The sequence below is a fragment of the Jejuibacter sp. L23 genome, assembly GCF_050815825.1.
GTDB classification, from domain to species: domain Bacteria; phylum Pseudomonadota; class Gammaproteobacteria; order Enterobacterales; family Enterobacteriaceae; genus Jejubacter; species Jejubacter calystegiae.
In genome coordinates this window covers 2,393,106-2,410,240 of record NZ_CP138199.1, presented here as the reverse complement: position 1 = coordinate 2,410,240, position 17,135 = coordinate 2,393,106, and the positions used below count along the sequence as shown (strand labels likewise).

Annotated in this window: 18 protein-coding genes; 9 read left to right on the top strand and 9 right to left on the bottom strand. The window is 58.8% G+C overall.

Annotated elements, in window-relative coordinates:
* Window positions 1-24: 24 nt before the first annotated feature.
* The 6 genes from pcaC to SCU88_RS11075 are packed head-to-tail and all read right to left on the bottom strand — an operon-like array spanning window position 25 to window position 5,093.
* Entirely contained in the window at window positions 25-414 is a 390-nt protein-coding gene (gene pcaC / locus SCU88_RS11100) for a 4-carboxymuconolactone decarboxylase (RefSeq protein ID WP_175341422.1), read from the bottom strand.
* 4 nt (window positions 415-418) lie between these two features.
* Window positions 419-1,180 (bottom strand): 3-oxoadipate enol-lactonase, encoded by a 762-nt coding sequence (gene pcaD / locus SCU88_RS11095; RefSeq protein ID WP_175341421.1) that lies wholly within the window; start codon window positions 1,178-1,180, stop codon window positions 419-421.
* Complete coding sequence (locus SCU88_RS11090; protein ID WP_175341420.1) at window positions 1,177-2,520, bottom strand: 3-carboxy-cis,cis-muconate cycloisomerase; 1,344 nt, start codon at window positions 2,518-2,520, stop codon at window positions 1,177-1,179. Before SCU88_RS11090 ends, pcaD begins: the two co-directional genes overlap by 4 nt.
* A 9-nt stretch (window positions 2,521-2,529) precedes the next feature.
* Window positions 2,530-3,732, bottom strand: coding sequence for a 3-oxoadipyl-CoA thiolase (gene pcaF, locus SCU88_RS11085; RefSeq protein ID WP_175341419.1), 1,203 nt, complete (start codon window positions 3,730-3,732; stop codon window positions 2,530-2,532).
* Window positions 3,733-3,742: 10 nt separating this feature from the next.
* Entirely contained in the window at window positions 3,743-4,399 is a 657-nt protein-coding gene (locus tag SCU88_RS11080) for a 3-oxoacid CoA-transferase subunit B (protein ID WP_175341499.1), read from the bottom strand.
* 10 nt (window positions 4,400-4,409) lie between these two features.
* Complete coding sequence (locus SCU88_RS11075) at window positions 4,410-5,093, bottom strand: 3-oxoacid CoA-transferase subunit A (protein WP_175341418.1); 684 nt, start codon at window positions 5,091-5,093, stop codon at window positions 4,410-4,412.
* Window positions 5,094-5,263: 170 nt separating this feature from the next.
* Here SCU88_RS11075 and SCU88_RS11070 point away from each other — a divergent pair, with 170 nt between their 5' ends.
* On the top strand, window positions 5,264-6,070 hold the full coding sequence (locus SCU88_RS11070; protein WP_175341417.1) for an IclR family transcriptional regulator domain-containing protein: 807 nt from the start codon (window positions 5,264-5,266) through the stop codon (window positions 6,068-6,070).
* On the opposite strand, the gene smrA is transcribed toward SCU88_RS11070, so the two are convergent.
* Complete coding sequence (gene smrA / locus SCU88_RS11065; RefSeq protein ID WP_175341416.1) at window positions 6,067-6,630, bottom strand: DNA endonuclease SmrA; 564 nt, start codon at window positions 6,628-6,630, stop codon at window positions 6,067-6,069. The two genes, SCU88_RS11070 and smrA, sit on opposite strands and share 4 nt — an antisense overlap.
* A gap of 89 nt (window positions 6,631-6,719) precedes the next feature.
* Window positions 6,720-7,052 (bottom strand): hypothetical protein, encoded by a 333-nt coding sequence (locus tag SCU88_RS11060; protein WP_138097335.1) that lies wholly within the window; start codon window positions 7,050-7,052, stop codon window positions 6,720-6,722.
* A 485-nt stretch (window positions 7,053-7,537) separates the two neighbouring features.
* On the opposite strand from SCU88_RS11060, the gene SCU88_RS11055 reads away from it, so the two are divergent.
* Window positions 7,538-7,894, top strand: coding sequence for an MmcQ/YjbR family DNA-binding protein (locus SCU88_RS11055; RefSeq protein ID WP_138099233.1), 357 nt, complete (start codon window positions 7,538-7,540; stop codon window positions 7,892-7,894).
* A 42-nt stretch (window positions 7,895-7,936) separates the two neighbouring features.
* Here SCU88_RS11055 and SCU88_RS11050 read toward each other — a convergent pair whose 3' ends face one another.
* Entirely contained in the window at window positions 7,937-8,884 is a 948-nt protein-coding gene (locus SCU88_RS11050; RefSeq protein ID WP_175341415.1) for a LysR family transcriptional regulator, read from the bottom strand.
* Window positions 8,885-9,060: 176 nt separating this feature from the next.
* On the opposite strand from SCU88_RS11050, the gene SCU88_RS11045 reads away from it, so the two are divergent.
* From SCU88_RS11045 to uspE, 7 genes are all read left to right on the top strand, one after another.
* Window positions 9,061-10,371 carry an amidohydrolase gene (locus SCU88_RS11045; protein WP_175341414.1) on the top strand — a complete coding sequence of 437 codons (1,311 nt, stop codon included), beginning with the start codon at window positions 9,061-9,063 and terminating at the stop codon, window positions 10,369-10,371.
* A complete protein-coding gene (locus SCU88_RS11040) occupies window positions 10,371-11,822 on the top strand; it encodes an amidohydrolase (protein WP_175341413.1) in 1,452 nt (483 codons plus the stop codon). Before SCU88_RS11045 ends, SCU88_RS11040 begins: the two co-directional genes overlap by 1 nt.
* 46 nt (window positions 11,823-11,868) lie before the next feature.
* Window positions 11,869-13,401 (top strand): p-aminobenzoyl-glutamate transporter, encoded by a 1,533-nt coding sequence (gene abgT, locus SCU88_RS11035; RefSeq protein WP_175341412.1) that lies wholly within the window; start codon window positions 11,869-11,871, stop codon window positions 13,399-13,401.
* A 106-nt stretch (window positions 13,402-13,507) separates the two neighbouring features.
* Window positions 13,508-14,461, top strand: coding sequence for an aldo/keto reductase (locus SCU88_RS11030; RefSeq protein ID WP_175341411.1), 954 nt, complete (start codon window positions 13,508-13,510; stop codon window positions 14,459-14,461).
* Between the two features lie 111 nt (window positions 14,462-14,572).
* Complete coding sequence (gene ogt / locus SCU88_RS11025; RefSeq protein ID WP_138097329.1) at window positions 14,573-15,088, top strand: methylated-DNA--[protein]-cysteine S-methyltransferase; 516 nt, start codon at window positions 14,573-14,575, stop codon at window positions 15,086-15,088.
* A gap of 154 nt (window positions 15,089-15,242) precedes the next feature.
* The gene (gene fnr / locus SCU88_RS11020) at window positions 15,243-15,995 is read left to right on the top strand and encodes a fumarate/nitrate reduction transcriptional regulator Fnr (protein WP_138097328.1); all 753 of its coding nucleotides are present in this window, start codon (window positions 15,243-15,245) and stop codon (window positions 15,993-15,995) included.
* A 143-nt stretch (window positions 15,996-16,138) separates the two neighbouring features.
* The gene (gene uspE / locus SCU88_RS11015; RefSeq protein ID WP_175341410.1) at window positions 16,139-17,089 is read left to right on the top strand and encodes a universal stress protein UspE; all 951 of its coding nucleotides are present in this window, start codon (window positions 16,139-16,141) and stop codon (window positions 17,087-17,089) included.
* The last annotated feature ends 46 nt before the right edge of the window (window positions 17,090-17,135 follow it).

The window sequence follows — 17,135 nt, the reverse complement described above, 5'->3', positions numbered from 1 at the left end:
CTGTAACAGGCCCGTGGTAACAGGTCAGGCTTCTGCGTCGTCCTGTTCGTCAAACACCTGTTGGGCCAGGTGCAGCGTGGCGTTGGCGGCGGGCAGGCCGCAATACAGTGCCGAATGCATAATCAGCTCTTTCAGCTCGTCCCGGGTGACGCCGTTATTACGGGCGGCCCGCAGATGCATTTTTAGCTCCGCTTCGCGGTTCAGGGCAATCAGCATGGCGATGGTGATCATGCTGCGGGTATGGCGGCTCAGACCCGGTCGGGTCCAGGTTTCTCCCCAGGCGTAGCGGGTGATAAAGTTCTGGAACTCTTCATTTAGCGGGCTCAGGTTTTCCAGCGTTCTGTCGACATGGGCATCGCCCAGCACCGCGCGCCGCACCTCCATTCCCTGCTGATAGCGTTCATCATCGTGCATTGTTTTACCCCTCCTGCTGCTGCAAAAAGCTCAGCAGCGCGGCATTGAACTGGCTGGCGGCTTCGATGTTCGACAGATGCGAAGCAGGCAGCGTTACCATTTGGGCGCCCGAAACCTGCTCGCGCAGGAATTCACTGTCGGCCACCGTGGTCACCGGATCCGCCTCACCGGCAATCAGCAGTAGCGGCAGCGCGATCTCCCCCACTTCTGCCCGCAGATCGGCACCGGCCAGCGCTTCACAACATTCGGCGTAGCCTTCGGCATTGCTGGCAGCAAGCGTATGCACCAGCGGCTCCACCACCGCGGGCGATTTCTGGCGAAACGACCGGGTGAACCAGCGATCGGCAGCGCCGGCGGCCACCACCGGCATGCCTTCCTGGCGTACGGTGCGGGCCCGGGAAAGCCAGCCAGCCTGGTCGCCTATCTTCGCCGCGCTGTTGGCGACCGTCACGCTGTAAAACCGCTCTGGCGCAAAGCGCGCCAGCCACAGGCCGGTTAGCCCGCCCATAGATATCCCGCAAAAATGGGCCTTGTCGATCCCCTCACGGGTCATGATATTCAGCACGTCCTCGCCCAGCTGCGCCAGCGTTACTTTCCCGCTCTTAGGGGTCTGGCCGTGACCGTGGGTGTCGTAGCGCAGCACCCGGAAGTGCGGCAGCAGTGCATCACGCTGGCCGTTCCACATCGACAGGTCGGTTCCCAGCGAGTTAGAGAGAATCACCACCGGCGCATCGTCACGCCCTTCAAGCTGGTAATGAATAGTCATAAAGATTCCTTACTTCGCGCCAGCACCTGGCGCAAAAAATGGTCGGCGCTGCCGGTGGCCCCGGCGGGGTCCAGCAGGCTCGCAATCTGTGATTCAGACAGGTAACGGCTTACCGTTTCATCCTGTTGCAGCAGCCGCACCAGCGGCTGGTTATCATCCAGCGCCTGGTGGCACAAACGCTCCACCAGATGGTGCGCCCGGGCTTTGCCCATCTGCGGCGCCAGCGCCAGAGTGACCGACTCCGCCATAATCAACCCGTGGGTGATATCCAGATTCTGGCGCATTTTTTGAGGATAAACCTGCATCCCTTCCACCAGCGTCAGGGCATTGTCCAACACGCCGCCGGTCAGGGTCGCCAGCTGCGGCAGCGTTTCCCACTCCGCCTGCCAGCCCCCCAGAGCCCGTTCATGCTGCTGATTCTGGGCAGCATACAGCGCCGCCATCAGCCCCGGGATCCGGCCTGTGCTACTGAGGATAGCAGCACAGGTGACGGGATTGCGCTTGTGGGGCATGGTCGAAGAGCCGCCGCGCCCTTCCGCCACCGGCTCCGAAACTTCGGCCACTTCGGTCTGCATCAGTAGCGCGAAATCACCAGCGAATTTGCCCAGCGAAGCGGCAAGACCAGCAAACCAGCCTGCCGCTTCCAGCAGCCGGTCGCGCTGGCTGTGCCACGGCGTATCGGGAACGCCAAGCGCCAGCTCCCGGGCCAGAGCCTGAATGACTACAGGCCCCTGCGCCTTTAGAGACGCCAGGGTGCCCGCAGCGCCGCCCAGTTGAATCACCAGCAGTCGCGGACGCATTTCATTGAGCCGCGCCCGGTGACGCAGCAGCGCATCCAGGGTTCCCGCCAGCTTCAGGCCGTAGGTGGTCGGTAGCGCATGCTGTAGCCAGGTGCGCCCCGGCATCAAACTGGCGGCATGATCCCCGACCTGACGGGTCAGCGCGGTAATCAGCCGGTTCAACTGCGTTTCCGCCTGTTCCAGTGCCGCGCGCAGTTGCAGGATCAGGCCGGTGTCAATGGCGTCCTGACTGGTGGCTCCCCAGTGTACATAGCGGGCCGCCTGCTCATCTTCACCCCTGACCACGGCGGTCAGCTGTTTAACCAGCGGAATGACGATATTCCCCGCCAGTGCCGCGTCCCGGGCCAGGGCGTCGCTGTCCAGCCGTTCCGCCTGACAGCAGGCGTTAATGGCCGCCGCCGCCTCCCGGGGCACCATATCGCAACTGGCCTGAGCGCGGGTCAGCGCCGCTTCGAAATCCAGCATCCCCTGTAGCAACGCCCGATCGCTAAAGCAGTCGCTGAGCGATGAGCCGTGAAACAGCGGAGTGTAAAGTGACATCGTTTCTCCTTATACGCGTTCCAGCACCAGGGCGATCCCCTGGCCCACGCCGATACACATGGTGCACAGCGCATAGCGTCCGCCGCTGCGCTTTAGCTGATACGCCGCCGTCATCGCCAGACGTCCGCCGGATGCGCCCAGCGGGTGCCCCAGAGCAATGGCGCCGCCATTGGGATTTACGTGGGCCGCATCATCCGGCAGTTCCAGCGAACGCATCACCGCCAGCGCCTGGGCGGCAAATGCTTCATTCAACTCGATAACATCCATCTGCGCCAGGGAAAGTCCGGTCTGCGCCAGCACTTTTCTGACCGCCGGTGCCGGGCCAAAGCCCATAATCCGCGGCGCCACGCCTGCCGTCGCCATGCCCACCACCCGGGCCAGCGGCTGGAGGTTGTTATCGCGCATCGCCATCTCGCTTGCCAGCAGCAGCGCGCAGGCGCCGTCGTTAACACCGGAGGCATTACCGGCAGTGACGGTGCCGTCCGGGCGCACTACCCCTTTCAGTTTAGCCAGGGCCTCCGCCGAGGTGGAACGCGGATGTTCGTCCCGGGTAAACAGCAGCGGCTCGCCCTTACGCTGGGGAATCGAGACCGGGATCAGCTCATCGTCAAACAGTCCCAGCTCCTGAGCCCGGGCGGTACGCAACTGGCTGCGCAGTGCAAAGGCGTCCTGATCGGCGCGGTTAATATTGAAATCATCGGCCACGTTTTCGGCGGTTTCCGGCATCGAATCCACGCCATATGCCGCCTTCATCAGCGGGTTGATAAAACGCCAGCCGATGGTGGTATCTTCCATCTTCATGGTACGGCTGAAGGCTTTGTCCGCCTTACCCATCACAAAGGGAGCACGGGACATGCTCTCGACCCCGCCTGCGATCGCCATCTGCGCCTCGCCGCTCTTGATGGCGCGCGCCGCCATACCGATGGTGTCCAGGCTGGAGCCGCACAGCCGGTTAACGGTGCTGGCGGGAACGCTTTCCGGTAACCCGGCCAGCAGCAGCGCCATCCGCGCCACGTTACGGTTATCCTCCCCCGCCTGGTTGGCGCAGCCATAGAGCACATCATCGATCCGACTCCAGTCCAGGTTAGGGTGTCGTTCCATCAGCGCCTTAATCGGCAGCGCCGCCAGATCGTCCGCCCGTACGGTGGAAAGTGTGCCGCCATAGCGACCAAAGGGGGTACGTACCGCATCGCAAATAAATGCCTGAGTCATGTGATATTCCTTATGCGCTTTCCGCCAGAGGTTCAAAATTGAGGGTTACCGGCGTGATTCTCTGTAGCTCCTGGGCTGGCAAACCGTTGAAGATCTCTCTGACTACCGGCCCCTGAGGGGTAATATCGATCACCGCCAGGTCGGTGTAGATTCGGCTGACGCAGGCCACGCCGGTCAGCGGGTAACTGCAGCTTTCCACCAGCTTGCACTGGCCGTCTCGGGTCAGGTGATCCATCATCACGAAGACCTGGCGGGCGCCGATGGCCAGATCCATCGCACCGCCCACTGCCGGAATGGCGTCTGGCGCGCCGGTGCTCCAGTTGGCCAGATCGCCACGGGCCGACACCTGGTAGGCCCCCAGCACGCAGATATCCAGGTGGCCGCCGCGCATCATGGCGAAGGAGTCGCCGTGGTGGAAAAAGCAACCGCCTTTCAGCAGCGTCACTTGCTCTTTCCCTGCGTTGATCAGCTCCGGATCCTCTTCACCCGGCTCTGGCTTCGGCCCCATGCCCAGCAGACCGTTTTCGCTGTGCAGGAAAATCTCTTTATCGGCAGGAAGATAGTTGGCAATGCGGGTGGGTAGCCCAATCCCCAGGTTGACGTACGCCCCTTCCGGGATGTCACGCGCCACGCGTCGGGCCATTTCGTCACGGGTCATTTTTTGCATCATTTGCTCCTCAGGCGCTCTGTGCCACGTCGTGATGCAGACCAATCAGGCGCTGCACGAAGATCCCCGGCGTCACAATGTTTTCCGGATCCAGATCGCCCAGCGGCACAATGCGGCTTACTTCGGCAATGGTGGTGGTCGCGGCGGTCGCCATAATCGGACCAAAGTTGCGCGCCGCTTTGCGATAAATCAGGTTGCCCCAGCGGTCGCCCAGATGGGCCTTAATCAGCGCGAAATCGGCTTTGATGGGATATTCCAGCACATAGTGGCGGCCATCGATTTCCCGGCTCTCTTTGCCCTGTGCCAGCGGCGTGCCGTATCCGGTGGGGGTGAAAATTGCCCCCAGTCCGGCACCGGCCGCCTGAATACGCGCTGCCAGGTTGCCCTGGGGCACCAGCTCCAGCGCCACTTTGCCGCGGCGATAGAGGTCGTCGAAAATCTGCGAATCTACCTGACGGGGGAAGGAGCAAATCATCTTACGCACCCTTCCCGCCTTCAGCAGCGCCGCCAGCCCCACCTCGCCATTACCGGCATTGTTATTAATAATGGTCAGGTCGCCAGCGCCCTGCGCTATCAGGGCATCGATCAGGGCGGTGGGTTGACCGGCGGGGCCAAAACCGCCAATCATGATGGTGGCGCCGTCATGAATATCGGCCACCGCTTCCTCCAGCGAGGAGACGCTTTTGTCAATCATCACTCTGCTCCTTGTTGTGCGTACATCGCACAAAATTGCGTTCTTCGGCCAAAATGTGAGCCTGTTAACGAACAGGGTCAAGGGCGATAATCGAAATATGGTGCGATTATCGAACATCATGTATCTTTCTTCCCAGAGTGTGATCGATGGCAAAAATAACGGAGGGGAAAATGGAAAAAGAGCGCGACCATTACGTGGGCGGCGAACGGGATCCCTTTAAGGGCGATCCCAATTTTATGACTTCGCTGGCGCGCGGTCTTGAGGTGATTCAGGCCTTTACCCCACAGCGGCGGGTTCTGTCTATCTCCCAGATTAGCCAGAAGACCGGCATACCCAGAGCGGCGGTGCGGCGCTGTCTTTACACCCTGGGCAAGCTGGGTTTTGTCTATGCCGAGGATGGCAAAAACTTTCAGCTACGGCCGCGGATTCTTTCTCTGGGGCACGCCTGGCTTGCCTCTACCCCGCTGGCTAAATCGGCCCAGCCGGTGCTCAGGCAGTTAAGTGAAATGCTTAATGAGTCCTGCTCTATCGCCATTCTGGACGGTGACGATATTCTCTATATCGCCAGGGCCTCCAGTTCGCGCATTATGACCATCGATCTCGACATTGGCAGCCGTCTGCCCGCCTGGTCCACCTCCATGGGGCGCGTATTGCTGAGTCATCTGCCGGAAGAACAACTGAACGATACCCTGGCCCGGGCCACCATGATTCGCTATACCTCCCAGACCCTGGGTTCGGTCAGCGAATTAAAAGAGGAGCTAAAGCAGGTACGTCAGCAGGGCTATGCCCTTAACGATCAGGAGCTGGAAATGGGGCTGCGCTCCATCGCCGTTCCGCTGTTTAATTCACAGGGCGGCGTAGAAGCGGCGCTGAATGTGGGAGTGCACGCCGGGCAGGTATCGGCGCAGGAACTGCGCGAACGGGTATTGCCGCAGCTCCAGGCTGCGGCACAGGAACTGTCGCTGCTGATACCTTAACCGCGCCGGGCGGCGTGGCGTTCCCGGTTATCAAGCTTCGCCAGCGCCGATTTGCGCAACGACACATAGCAGGCCCCGGAGCCACCGTGCTGCGGCTGGGCTTCGGCAAAGGCCTGCACCTCGTCAAATTCAGGCAACCAGCGCGCCAGATAGCTGCGCACCACGTTGGCATGAGTGTTATCCGACCGGGCGCGACCGTGCACGATCAGCAAATTGCGCAAGCCGTCGCGCGTTGCCTGAAGGATAAAGGCGTACAGCAAGGTTCGACAGCGTTCAACCGACTGCTGCCGCAGGTTCAGACTGGCTTCGCGGCCATATTTCCCTTTGCGCAACTTATCCAGCACGCCGGTTTGCAAGCCATCGCGCCGGAACAACAGCGGCTCGCTCAGCGGAACGATTTCCAGAAAACCGGTGGTCAGAAAGTTGTCGAGTTGCAGATCGTCGCGGTGACGACGGGGGCGCGGCGGCTGGCTTTTTTCCCAGTGAACGTCAGCACCCGATTTCAGGGGCCTGACGTCCCCTACCGCATCCAGAAACAGGCTTTTCTCATCCGGGGTCACGATCACACCTCCGACCATAGCAACAACAGAAGATGTATGACTATAGCGCCCCACCTCCGTTGGCTCAACGGGGGCGGCGCGTGAGGAAATTACAGCGTGGGGCGGGCGGAAGATTGCTGTTCCAGGCGGCGAATGGTGGCGCGGGCATCAGCCAACTCCCGGGCCTGACGTGATTCCAGCTCAGTCAGCGTTTTTTCACGCCCCATCAGATCGCTGATGGTCTTCTGCTGCATCTCGGCCTGGCCGATCGCCGCAATTCTGGCGGTATCGGCCTGGACGAACAGATTGTGGTGATAAAATGCCGACCAGCCCAGGCCGCCAACCAGCGACAGGACAAATGCAGCAATAGCGAACCGGTAACGGCTGTCGATATCGGACCAGCCGCGCGGCTGGTAGTGTTCATTCTGAGTGTGCTTAATCATTCGGAAACTCCACTGCCTGAGTCACAGGCAAAACGCTCAATATGATTCTCCGACCCGTGTCTTACGCACGCGCCGTTTTTGCTCTTTATTATCAGATACGGGTAAGAATATCACAGGGATCCTGCCGCAAAAGGGCCGATAATGCTAAAGATAATGACTTAATTCATCGCATTATACTGATAGCCTGTCAGGATCTTCCCGCTACTATGATGCAGCCACTCTCTTTAAAAATCAATAAGTTAAAAATGTTTTTCAGGAAAGCTTTTGATTGATAATTGCGCAGTTATAGTCGGTGACGCTCGATCCCCCGAACATGGCTGTAAATAGTGAGGATACCCGCCGGGCGAGCCGGAAGAACGCAAGAAACGTGCTATAACACAGGAAGGGTTTCGCCCTGTCCTTATGGGGTTGCGGGTTATTACCATAACTCCGAACGCCATATTACAAAGCCAGAATCTTTATCACCAGACGATACGGGAGTGATGATGAAAAGAGAGTCATTATTCAGCTATGCCCGGCAGCATTTTAGCTCAGAGCCAGAGTACCTATGGAGTAACCTGCCGGATTACGCAGTACTTCGCCATCATAACGGAGATAAATGGTTTGCTATTGTGATGAGCGTCCCCGGTACAAAGCTGGGGCTGAAAACGAATGATAGAGTGGATATCCTTGATGTTAAGGTCAGGCCGGAACATATAGGTTCATTGCGAAAAAAAGACGGTATCCTGCCTGCCTACCATATGAATAAAGAGCACTGGGTCACCGTGATTCTTTCCAGTTCACTCTCTGACAAGGAAATACATGAGCTGCTTGCTGACAGCCATGATCTGACCTCAGGTTAAAACCGGGCTGAATGATATCAGGATTTCTTTTTTATTAACCCTTTAATGAGTCACGCACTCCCCGGGCTCCGAAAACGGAATCGTCGGCTCCTGAAAAGCGCACAAGCGACGAAAGTGGCTGATAAGTAAAGCGGTAAGCGGCGTGGGGGGGGTATCGCGGCGCTGAATCAGGTAATAACCCGCCATGGGCAGCAGCTCCTGAATTTTCACCCGTTTTAGCAGGCCCCTGTGCTGAATATCCTGCCCCATATCTTCCGGCAGCACGGTCAGATAGTCGCTGCGGGCTGCCAGGTTAATGCTGGAAGTGAAGGTTTCACAGACCACGCCAATATCCGGCTGGATGTCGTGGCGCTGGAAGAACTCTTCCATCTGGCGGAAATAACTGCCCTGAGGCGACGGCATTGCCCAGCGGCAGGCGCCGAGCTGTGACAAATGGCGGGCGTCGATAGCCGGATGATCCGGCCGGGCAAAGATGGCGAAGCGCTTTTCCAGTAGCTTCTCAAAGCTGAATTCACGCTCCCAGGGACCGCGATACCAGGTGTTGATGGTGAAATCGAGTTTGCCCTGACGCAGTTCGTCAATCATCGATACCAGTTGTCCTTCGACAATTCTGACCTTGACCTCCGGGTGCTGGCGCTGAAAATTAGCGATGGCCGTCGGCATCAGGCTGCGTGAAATACTGGCCCCCAGCCCAATATTGACCTGACCGCGAAACTCCCCCAGGGTCTGGGCGATGGACTCTCTGGCGGCGCGCAGCTCTTCCAGAATCAGACAGGCGTGTTGAAAGAAGCTGTCACCGCATACCGTCAGCGCCACCCCCTGGCTGCGACGGACAAAGAGCTGCGCCCCCATCCCCGTCTCCAGCTCGCGGATCGATTTGGTCAGCGCTGGCTGGGACACACCCAGAGTGCGGCTGGCGCCGCGGATACTGCCATGGCGCGCTACCTCTACAAAAGCGCGAATCTGATGAAACTTAATCTGAAAGGACATTCCAGGCTCCGATAACCGTTGTTTATCAGATGAAACAAACTGTCATCTACTGTAAAGCAAAGCGATATGCCAGGGTAATTCCTGAAAGGCAAAAACGTAGATTCAGAGGCCTGCGATAAGCAAAAGCTATCACAACGTGAACTGAATCACAGAAAACGCTTATATAAGGAACGGAGATGGATTCGCTTGCACAACAGATAGAAGCCCTGGCCCCCAAACTGCGCCAGTGGCGTCGCGACTTTCACCACTATGCCGAATCGGGCTGGGTCGAGTTTCGTACCGCGACCCTGGTGGCCCGCGAGCTGGATTCCCTGGGCTGGCAGCTCGCGCTGGGGCGCGATGTTATCAGCGCCGACGCCCGTATGGGTCTGCCGGATGCCGACACCCTGGCGGCCGAAGAGCAGCGCGCCCTAGCTCAGGGCGCCGATCCCCAATGGCTCCCGGCCTTTTCCGGCGGTTTTACCGGTCTGGTCGCCACCCTGGAGACCGGTAAACCCGGACCGGTGTTCGGCTTTCGGGTGGATATGGACGCCCTGGATCTCAGCGAGCAGCAGAACGCACCGCATCGCCCGGCGGCGGAGGGGTTTGCCTCCTGTAATCCCGGCATGATGCACGCCTGCGGCCACGACGGCCATACCGCCATCGGTCTGGGGCTGGCGCATCTGTTCAGCGCCCTAAAGCCGCAGCTATGCGGCACCATCAAGCTGCTGTTCCAGCCCGCTGAAGAGGGAACCCGCGGCGCCCGCGCCATGGTGGAAGCCGGCGCGCTGGATGATGTGGACTACTTTACCGCCATCCATATCGGCACCGGCGTGCCGTCAGGCGAAGTGGTGTGCGGCAGCGATAACTTTATGGCCACCACCAAGTTCGATGCCCTGTTCCGCGGTACAGCTGCCCATGCAGGCGGCAATCCCGAACAGGGACGCAATGCCCTGCTGGCCGCCGCCCAGGCCGCACTGGCGCTGCACGCTATCGCTCCCCACAGTCAGGGGCCGTCACGGGTCAATGTCGGCGTGATGCAGGCGGGTAGCGGACGTAACGTGGTGCCTGCCGATGCCCTGCTGAAAGTAGAAACCCGCGGCGCCACCGATGAGATTAACGAATACGTGTTCGCCCGCGCCCGCCAGGTTATCGAAGGAGCGGCTATCAGCCACGGCGTACAGCAGGAGATCCGCCTGATGGGCGCCGCCACCAGCAGCCATCCCTCCCCGGAGTGGGTCGATTTTGTTCGCCGCCAGGCCGCCCTTATTCCCGGGGTCGAACGCGCCGTGGAACGCAGCGAAGGCAGTGCCGGTTCGGAAGACGCCACCCTGATGATGGCACGGGTTCAGGCCAGAGGCGGTCAGGCTACCTACATAGTATTCGGCACCACCCTCAGCGCGGGCCACCATAACGAATACTTCGACTTTGACGAAAGCGTCATGTCCACGGCGGTCAACACCCTGGCGAGCCTGGTGCTCAACTTCCCGCAATACGGAGAGGCGTAATGGAAAATCTGTATCCGTTCGTTAATGACGCCATCGAAACCCGGCGCGCGCAGTTTTCCGCCCTTGCGGATGAGATTTGGGATCATCCGGAAACCCGTTTTGAAGAGTTCTGGTCGGCGCAGCGGCTGGCCGATGAACTGGAAGCGGAGGGCTTTCACGTGGAACGCGGCGTCGGCGGCATCGAAACCGCGTTTATCGCCAGTTTCGGCAGCGGCAGTCCGGTTATCGCTCTGTTGGGCGAATATGACGCCCTGGCTGGCATGAGCCAGCAGGCCAGTTGCGCATCGCCAGAGCCGCTAATCCCCGGCGCCAATGGCCACGGCTGCGGCCATAATTTGCTGGGCAGCGCCGCCCTGGCGGGCGCCGTGGCGGTGAAAGCCTGGCTGGAGAGTCAGGGCGGCCAGGGCACGGTTCGCTTCTACGGCTGCCCAGGCGAAGAAGGCGGCTCCGGAAAAACCTTTATGGTGCGCGAAGGACTGTTCGACGACGTCGATGCCGCCGTGACCTGGCACCCGGAAGCCTGGGCGGGCATGTTCAGCCTTGCCACCCTGGCGAACATTCAGGTGGCTTACCGCTTTCACGGCATAGCGGCCCATGCCGCCAACTCGCCCCACCTGGGGCGCAGCGCGCTGGACGCCGTCACCCTGATGACCACCGGCAGCAACTTCCTGAACGAACATATTATCGAGAAAGCCCGGGTGCACTACGCCATTACCGATACCGGCGGCATTTCCCCCAACGTGGTGCAGTCCCACGCCGAAGTGGTCTACCTGATCCGCGCACCGGAAATGGCGCAGGCCCGGGAGATCCACCAGCGTATTGAAAAAATCGCCCAGGGCGCGGCACTGATGACCGAAACCCGGGTGGAGTCACGTTTTATTAAAGCCTGCTCTGACTATCTGCCCAATCGCCAACTGGAGGCGGCGATGTACGAAGCCATGCAGGCCTTCGGAACGCCCGAATGGAGCGATGAAGAGCGTGCTTTCGCCGCCCGCATTCGCGCCACGCTGAATGAAAACGATATTGCCAACAGCCTGAACAATATCGCCGGTACGGCTAACCAGCGCGGCGAAGAGTTTGCCCGTCGCCAGCGCGATACCCTGCTGGTAGACGAGGTCGCCCCCTGGGAGCCGAATCGCGGCCTGCTGGCAGGCTCTACCGACGTGGGCGACGTGAGCTGGACAGTGCCGGTGGCCCAGTGTTTCAGCCCCTGTTTCGCAGTGGGTACGGCGCTGCATTCCTGGCAACTGGTCAGCCAGGGGCGCACCAGCATTGCGCATAAGGGCATGTTACTGGCCGCGAAGGTGCTGGGGGCTACGGCTATCCGGCTGTTGAACGACGCTGACCTGGTGAAACGCTGCCGCCATGAACTGGATCAACAACTGGCGCAGCGTCCGTGGCAATGTCCACTGCCGGATTACGTGACACCGTCACCTTTATCCGGCGCATAAAACAATAAATAACACAACAACATCAATAACAATCGAGGAACGCCCCATGAGTATGTCATCCATACCGTCGCATTCCCCCTCCCGCTTTTATGGCTGGATTGAAAAGGTGGGCAACCGGGTGCCGCACCCTTTTCTGCTCTTTATCTGGCTGATAGCCATTCTGATGGTAGCGACAGCGCTGCTTTCGGCCTTTGACGCCGGGGTGCGCAGCCCGACCGATGGCAGCATCGTTCAGGTCAGGAACCTGCTGAGCGCCGAAGGACTGCACTGGTTTTTACCCAATGTCATCAAGAATTTCAGCGGTTTTACGCCGCTGGGCGCTATTCTGGCGCTGGTATTGGGCGCGGGTCTGGCAGAGCGTGTCGGGCTGCTACCAGCGCTGATGGTGAAGATGGCCTCCAGAGTCAGCGCCCGTTACGCCAGCTATATGGTGCTGTTTATCGCCTTCTTCAGCCATATCTCTTCGGATGCCGCGCTGGTGATTATGCCGCCGATGGGGGCGCTGATCTTCCTGGCGGTAGGTCGCCACCCGGTGGCCGGGCTGCTGGCGGCCATCGCCGGTGTGGGCAGCGGCTTTACCGCCAATCTGCTGATCGTCACCACCGACGTGCTGCTTTCCGGGATCAGTACCGAAGCGGCCCACGCTATCGATCCACACATGCACGTCAGCGTGATTGACAACTGGTACTTCATGGCGACCTCAGTCATCGTGCTGACCCTGGTCGGTGGCCTGATTACCGACCGCATTATCGAACCGCGGCTGGGGGTCTGGCAGGGCAACAGCGATGAACGACTGGAACAGCTAACGGCGGCGCAGAATCGCGGCCTGCTTACTGCCGGTATCGCGGCGCTGCTGTTTATCGCCGGTGTGGCGCTGATGGTGGTGCCGGAACACAGCCTGCTGCGCGATCCGGTGCAGGGCACCATTCTGCCCTCGCCCTTTATTCGCGGTATTGTGCCGCTGATCATCCTGTTTTTCTTTGTGGTTTCCATCGCTTATGGCATCGCGACCGGCACCATCCGCCGCCAGGGCGATCTGCCTGCGCTGATGATTGAGCCGATGAAAGAGATGGCGGGCTTTATCGTGATGGTCTTTCCACTGGCGCAGTTTGTCGCCATGTTCAGTTGGAGCAATATGGGCAAATTTATGGCGGTAGGGCTGACCGATCTGCTGGAAAGCTCCGGACTGAGCGGCGTTCCGGCTTTTGTGGGACTGGCGCTGCTGTCGTCACTGCTGTGTATGTTTATCGCCAGCGGTTCGGCTATCTGGTCAATTCTGGCGCCTATTTTCGTGCCGATGTTTATGCTGATGGGCTTTCATCCGGCCTTTGCCCAGATTCTGTTCCGTATCGCCGACTCTTCGGTGCTGCCACTGGCGCCGGTTTCTCCGTTCGTGCCGCTGTTTCTGGGCTTCCTGCAACGCTACCGACCAGACGCCAAACTGGGCACCTACTATTCGCTGGTTCTGCCCTATCCGCTAATCTTCCTGACGGTCTGGCTGTTGCTGCTGGTGGTCTGGTATCTGTCTGGTCTGCCGATTGGCCCCGGCGTGGTGCCGCGGCTGGTCGCTGCTGGCTAACTCATTATTTTTTAACGATTGATGCCCTGAAGGCGTTTGGCGGCTGACAAATCGGGCATCTTCGTCAACAGTAAACGGCATCACTAAAAAGCACACAGGAGGAAGTATGGAACAGCGGAAACTCGGCAAGACCGGTATCGACATCGTCCCACTGGTCTTCGGCGGCAACGTCTTTGGCTGGACCATTGACGAAAAGACCAGTTTCGAGGTGCTGGATGCCTTTGTTGATCACGGTTTTAACGCGATCGATACCGCCGATGTCTATTCGCTCTGGGCGCCGGGAAACCCCGGTGGCGTTTCGGAAACCATTATCGGCAACTGGCTGAAGGCCCGTCCGGGAATGCGCGATAAGCTGGCCATCTTTACCAAGGTCGGCGCCGATCTTGAAAAACCCGGTCAGAAAGGACTTTCCGAACGCTGGGTAACCCAGGCGGTGGAAGACTCCCTTAAGCGGCTGAACGTGGAGGCCATCGATCTCTATTTCTCACACTGGCCGGATCCGCAGACACCCTATGAAGAGACGCTGGGCGCTTATCAGAAGCTGCTGAAGGCCGGAAAGATTAAAGCCGTGGGCGCCTCGAATCTGGATGCCAAACAGCTCGCCGACTCTCTGGCGGTAGCGCAGCGCGAAGGGCTGCCGGCTTATCAGGTTCTGCAGCCGGAATATAACCTCTACGATCGCGGCTCATACGATGGCGCCCTGCGCGATCTCTGTATAAAGGAAGAGCTGGGCGTGGTGACCTACTACAGTCTGGCATCGGGTTTCCTGAGCGGTAAGTATCGCGGCGAAGCCGATCTGGCAAAATCACAGCGCAGCGATAAAGTCGTGGACTACCTGAATCCGCGCGGTTACGCCATTCTTGACGCGCTGGATGCCGTCGCCAGAGGTCACGGCGTGCATCAGGCGGAAGTGGCGCTGGCCTGGCTGATTCAGCGTGAAGGCGTGACTGCGCCTATTGCCAGCGCTACCAGCGTCAGCCAGATAGAAAGCTTTGCCCGGGCGGTTTCCCTGACGCTTACCGCTGAAGAGGTGGCTGCGCTGGATACAGCAAGCGCCTGATTTTATCCGCAATGCGTCACGCCAGGGACTTTTTTGCAGGCTGGTTGTCCCTGGCGTTGACATGGTATCTTGTCGCTACTCGTGAGTCAGAATCAAAAACAGGAATTTGCCATGCTGACGCTGTTGCAGGATAAGATCGCCACCCCGCTGGGGCCGCTGTGGGTGCTGTGTGACGAGGCATTTCGGCTACGTGCCGTGGAGTGGGAAGAGCATGAAGATCGCATGGAACAACTGCTCGATATCCATTATCGCCGGGAAGGCTATCAACGGGTCAACAGCCGGAATCCTGGCTCCCTCTGCGCCCGGCTGAACGACTACTTCGACGGCGATCTCGGCGTGATTGACGCCCTGCCTGGCGCCACCGCCGGAACCCCCTTCCAGCGCGAAGTCTGGCAGGCGCTGCGCACTATTCCCTGCGGACAGACGATCAACTACGGGCAGCTGGCTCAGATGCTGGGCCGCCCTGGTGCTGCCAGGGCCGTCGGCGCAGCTAACGGCGCCAACCCGATCAGTATTGTGGTCCCCTGCCACCGGGTTATCGGTCGCGACGGCACGCTTACCGGCTACGCGGGCGGCGTACAGCGTAAAGAGTGGCTGCTGCGCCACGAGGGCTGGTTACTGCTGTAACAATAACGCCGCAATTTATCGTACAAATTCAGCAAGATGAATTTTGCTCTCAGAAACGATTCAGTACATTTGTCGTTAGCGGCGTAACCAGACTTATCATGGGGAGAAAATGATGTTAAAATTGACGCATATCAATTAAGGCCTGAGCAGACTTATGATCCCAGAAAAGCGCATTATCCGACGCATCCAGTCTGGCGGTTGTGCTATCCATTGCCAGGATTGCAGCATCAGCCAATTATGCATCCCGTTCACCCTTAACGAACATGAGCTCGATCAGCTTGATAATATTATTGAGCGAAAAAAGCCCATTCAGAAAGGACAAACGCTGTTTAAAGCCGGGGATGAGCTGAAATCGCTGTATGCCATTCGGTCTGGCACTATCAAGAGCTATACCATTACCGAACAGGGCGACGAGCAGATTACCGGCTTCCATCTGGCAGGCGATCTGGTGGGTTTCGATGCCATCGGTACCGGCCACCATCCGAGCTTTGCTCAGGCGCTGGAAACCTCAATGGTATGTGAAATCCCGTTTGAGACCCTGGACGATCTTTCCGGCAAGATGCCCAATCTGCGTCAGCAGATGATGCGTCTGATGAGCGGCGAGATCAAAGGCGATCAGGATATGATCCTGCTGCTTTCCAAGAAAAATGCCGAAGAGCGGCTGGCTGCCTTTATCTATAATCTGTCGCGCCGTTTTGCCCAGCGCGGTTTCTCGCCACGCGAGTTCCGCCTGACCATGACTCGCGGCGATATCGGCAACTATCTGGGACTGACGGTCGAGACCATCAGTCGCCTGCTGGGTCGTTTCCAGAAGAGCGGCATGCTGGCGGTGAAAGGTAAATACATTACCATCGAAAACAGCGACGCCCTCTCGGTGCTCGCGGGCCAGGCCCGCAACGTGGCATAACCCCGCCTTATCCTTCTTCGCCGGGCCAATAAATTTCCTGATTTATTGATCCGGCGAAAGTTTCTTTCCTGTTTAATTACGCAATGCCAGGTTAATCTTATCTGTAAACAGACTGCGGTTTTACAGTTGTAAGGAGACCCTGTATGGCGAAGTATGAAAACATGCTGGTGATTATCGACCCCGACCAGGACGATCAGCCAGCATTGCGACGAGCAGTGTACCTGCATCAACGGATTGGCGGCAGGATCAAAGCCTTTCTGCCCATTTATGATTTTTCATATGAGATGACCACGCTTCTGTCGCCCGATGAACGCACCGCCATGCGCAAAGGTGTTATCAGTCAGCGCACAGAATGGATCAAGAACCAGGCGCGCTACTATATAGAAGCGGGCATTCCCATCGATATTAAAGTGGTGTGGCATAACCGCCCCTTCGAAGCCATTATTCAGGAAGTCATCGCCGCTGAACACGATCTGGTACTGAAGATGGCTCACCAGCACGATCGGCTGGAAGCGGTGATCTTCACCCCTACCGACTGGCATCTGCTGCGCAAGTGCCCTTGCCCGGTCTGGATGGTTAAAGACAAACCCTGGCCGGAAGGCGGTAAAGCGCTGGTAGCCGTTAATCTGGCCAGCGAAGAGCTGTACCACAATGCGCTGAATGAAAAGCTGGTGGAACAGACGCTACGGCTGGCCGATCAGGTTAACCATACCGAAGTCCATCTGGTGGGCGCCTATCCGGCTACGCCCATCAATATCGCCATTGAACTCCCTGACTTTGATCCCAGCGTCTATAACGATGCCATTCGCGGTCAGCATCTGCTGGCCATGAAGGCGTTACGTCAGAAATATTCCATTGCCGAGGACATGACTCACGTCGAGAAAGGTCTACCGGAAGAGGTGATTCCGGACCTGGCCGAGCATCTGCAGGCGGGTATCGTGGTGCTGGGTACCGTGGGCCGTACCGGTATCTCCGCCGCCTTCCTGGGAAATACCGCCGAGCAGGTGATCGACCATCTGCGTTGCGACCTGCTGGTGATCAAGCCCGATGACTACCAGACGCCGGTAGAGCTGGACGACGAAGAGGACGACTGACTTCCGCCCGTAAAAAAACGCCCGCGACATCTATCGCGGGCGTTTT

Coding starts and splice junctions, on each gene's coding strand:
- fnr (WP_138097328.1), top strand. CDS start 15,243: ATGATCCCAGAAAAGCGCATTATCCGACGCATCCAGTCTGGCGGTTGT.
- SCU88_RS11040 (WP_175341413.1), top strand. CDS start 10,371: ATGGAAAATCTGTATCCGTTCGTTAATGACGCCATCGAAACCCGGCGC.
- ogt (WP_138097329.1), top strand. CDS start 14,573: ATGCTGACGCTGTTGCAGGATAAGATCGCCACCCCGCTGGGGCCGCTG.
- SCU88_RS11075 (WP_175341418.1), bottom strand. CDS start 5,093: ATGATTGACAAAAGCGTCTCCTCGCTGGAGGAAGCGGTGGCCGATATT.
- SCU88_RS11050 (WP_175341415.1), bottom strand. CDS start 8,884: ATGTCCTTTCAGATTAAGTTTCATCAGATTCGCGCTTTTGTAGAGGTA.
- pcaF (WP_175341419.1), bottom strand. CDS start 3,732: ATGACTCAGGCATTTATTTGCGATGCGGTACGTACCCCCTTTGGTCGC.
- SCU88_RS11045 (WP_175341414.1), top strand. CDS start 9,061: ATGGATTCGCTTGCACAACAGATAGAAGCCCTGGCCCCCAAACTGCGC.
- SCU88_RS11055 (WP_138099233.1), top strand. CDS start 7,538: ATGAAAAGAGAGTCATTATTCAGCTATGCCCGGCAGCATTTTAGCTCA.
- pcaD (WP_175341421.1), bottom strand. CDS start 1,180: ATGACTATTCATTACCAGCTTGAAGGGCGTGACGATGCGCCGGTGGTG.
- pcaC (WP_175341422.1), bottom strand. CDS start 414: ATGCACGATGATGAACGCTATCAGCAGGGAATGGAGGTGCGGCGCGCG.
- uspE (WP_175341410.1), top strand. CDS start 16,139: ATGGCGAAGTATGAAAACATGCTGGTGATTATCGACCCCGACCAGGAC.
- abgT (WP_175341412.1), top strand. CDS start 11,869: ATGAGTATGTCATCCATACCGTCGCATTCCCCCTCCCGCTTTTATGGC.
- SCU88_RS11080 (WP_175341499.1), bottom strand. CDS start 4,399: ATGCAAAAAATGACCCGTGACGAAATGGCCCGACGCGTGGCGCGTGAC.
- SCU88_RS11060 (WP_138097335.1), bottom strand. CDS start 7,052: ATGATTAAGCACACTCAGAATGAACACTACCAGCCGCGCGGCTGGTCC.
- SCU88_RS11090 (WP_175341420.1), bottom strand. CDS start 2,520: ATGTCACTTTACACTCCGCTGTTTCACGGCTCATCGCTCAGCGACTGC.
- SCU88_RS11030 (WP_175341411.1), top strand. CDS start 13,508: ATGGAACAGCGGAAACTCGGCAAGACCGGTATCGACATCGTCCCACTG.
- SCU88_RS11070 (WP_175341417.1), top strand. CDS start 5,264: ATGGAAAAAGAGCGCGACCATTACGTGGGCGGCGAACGGGATCCCTTT.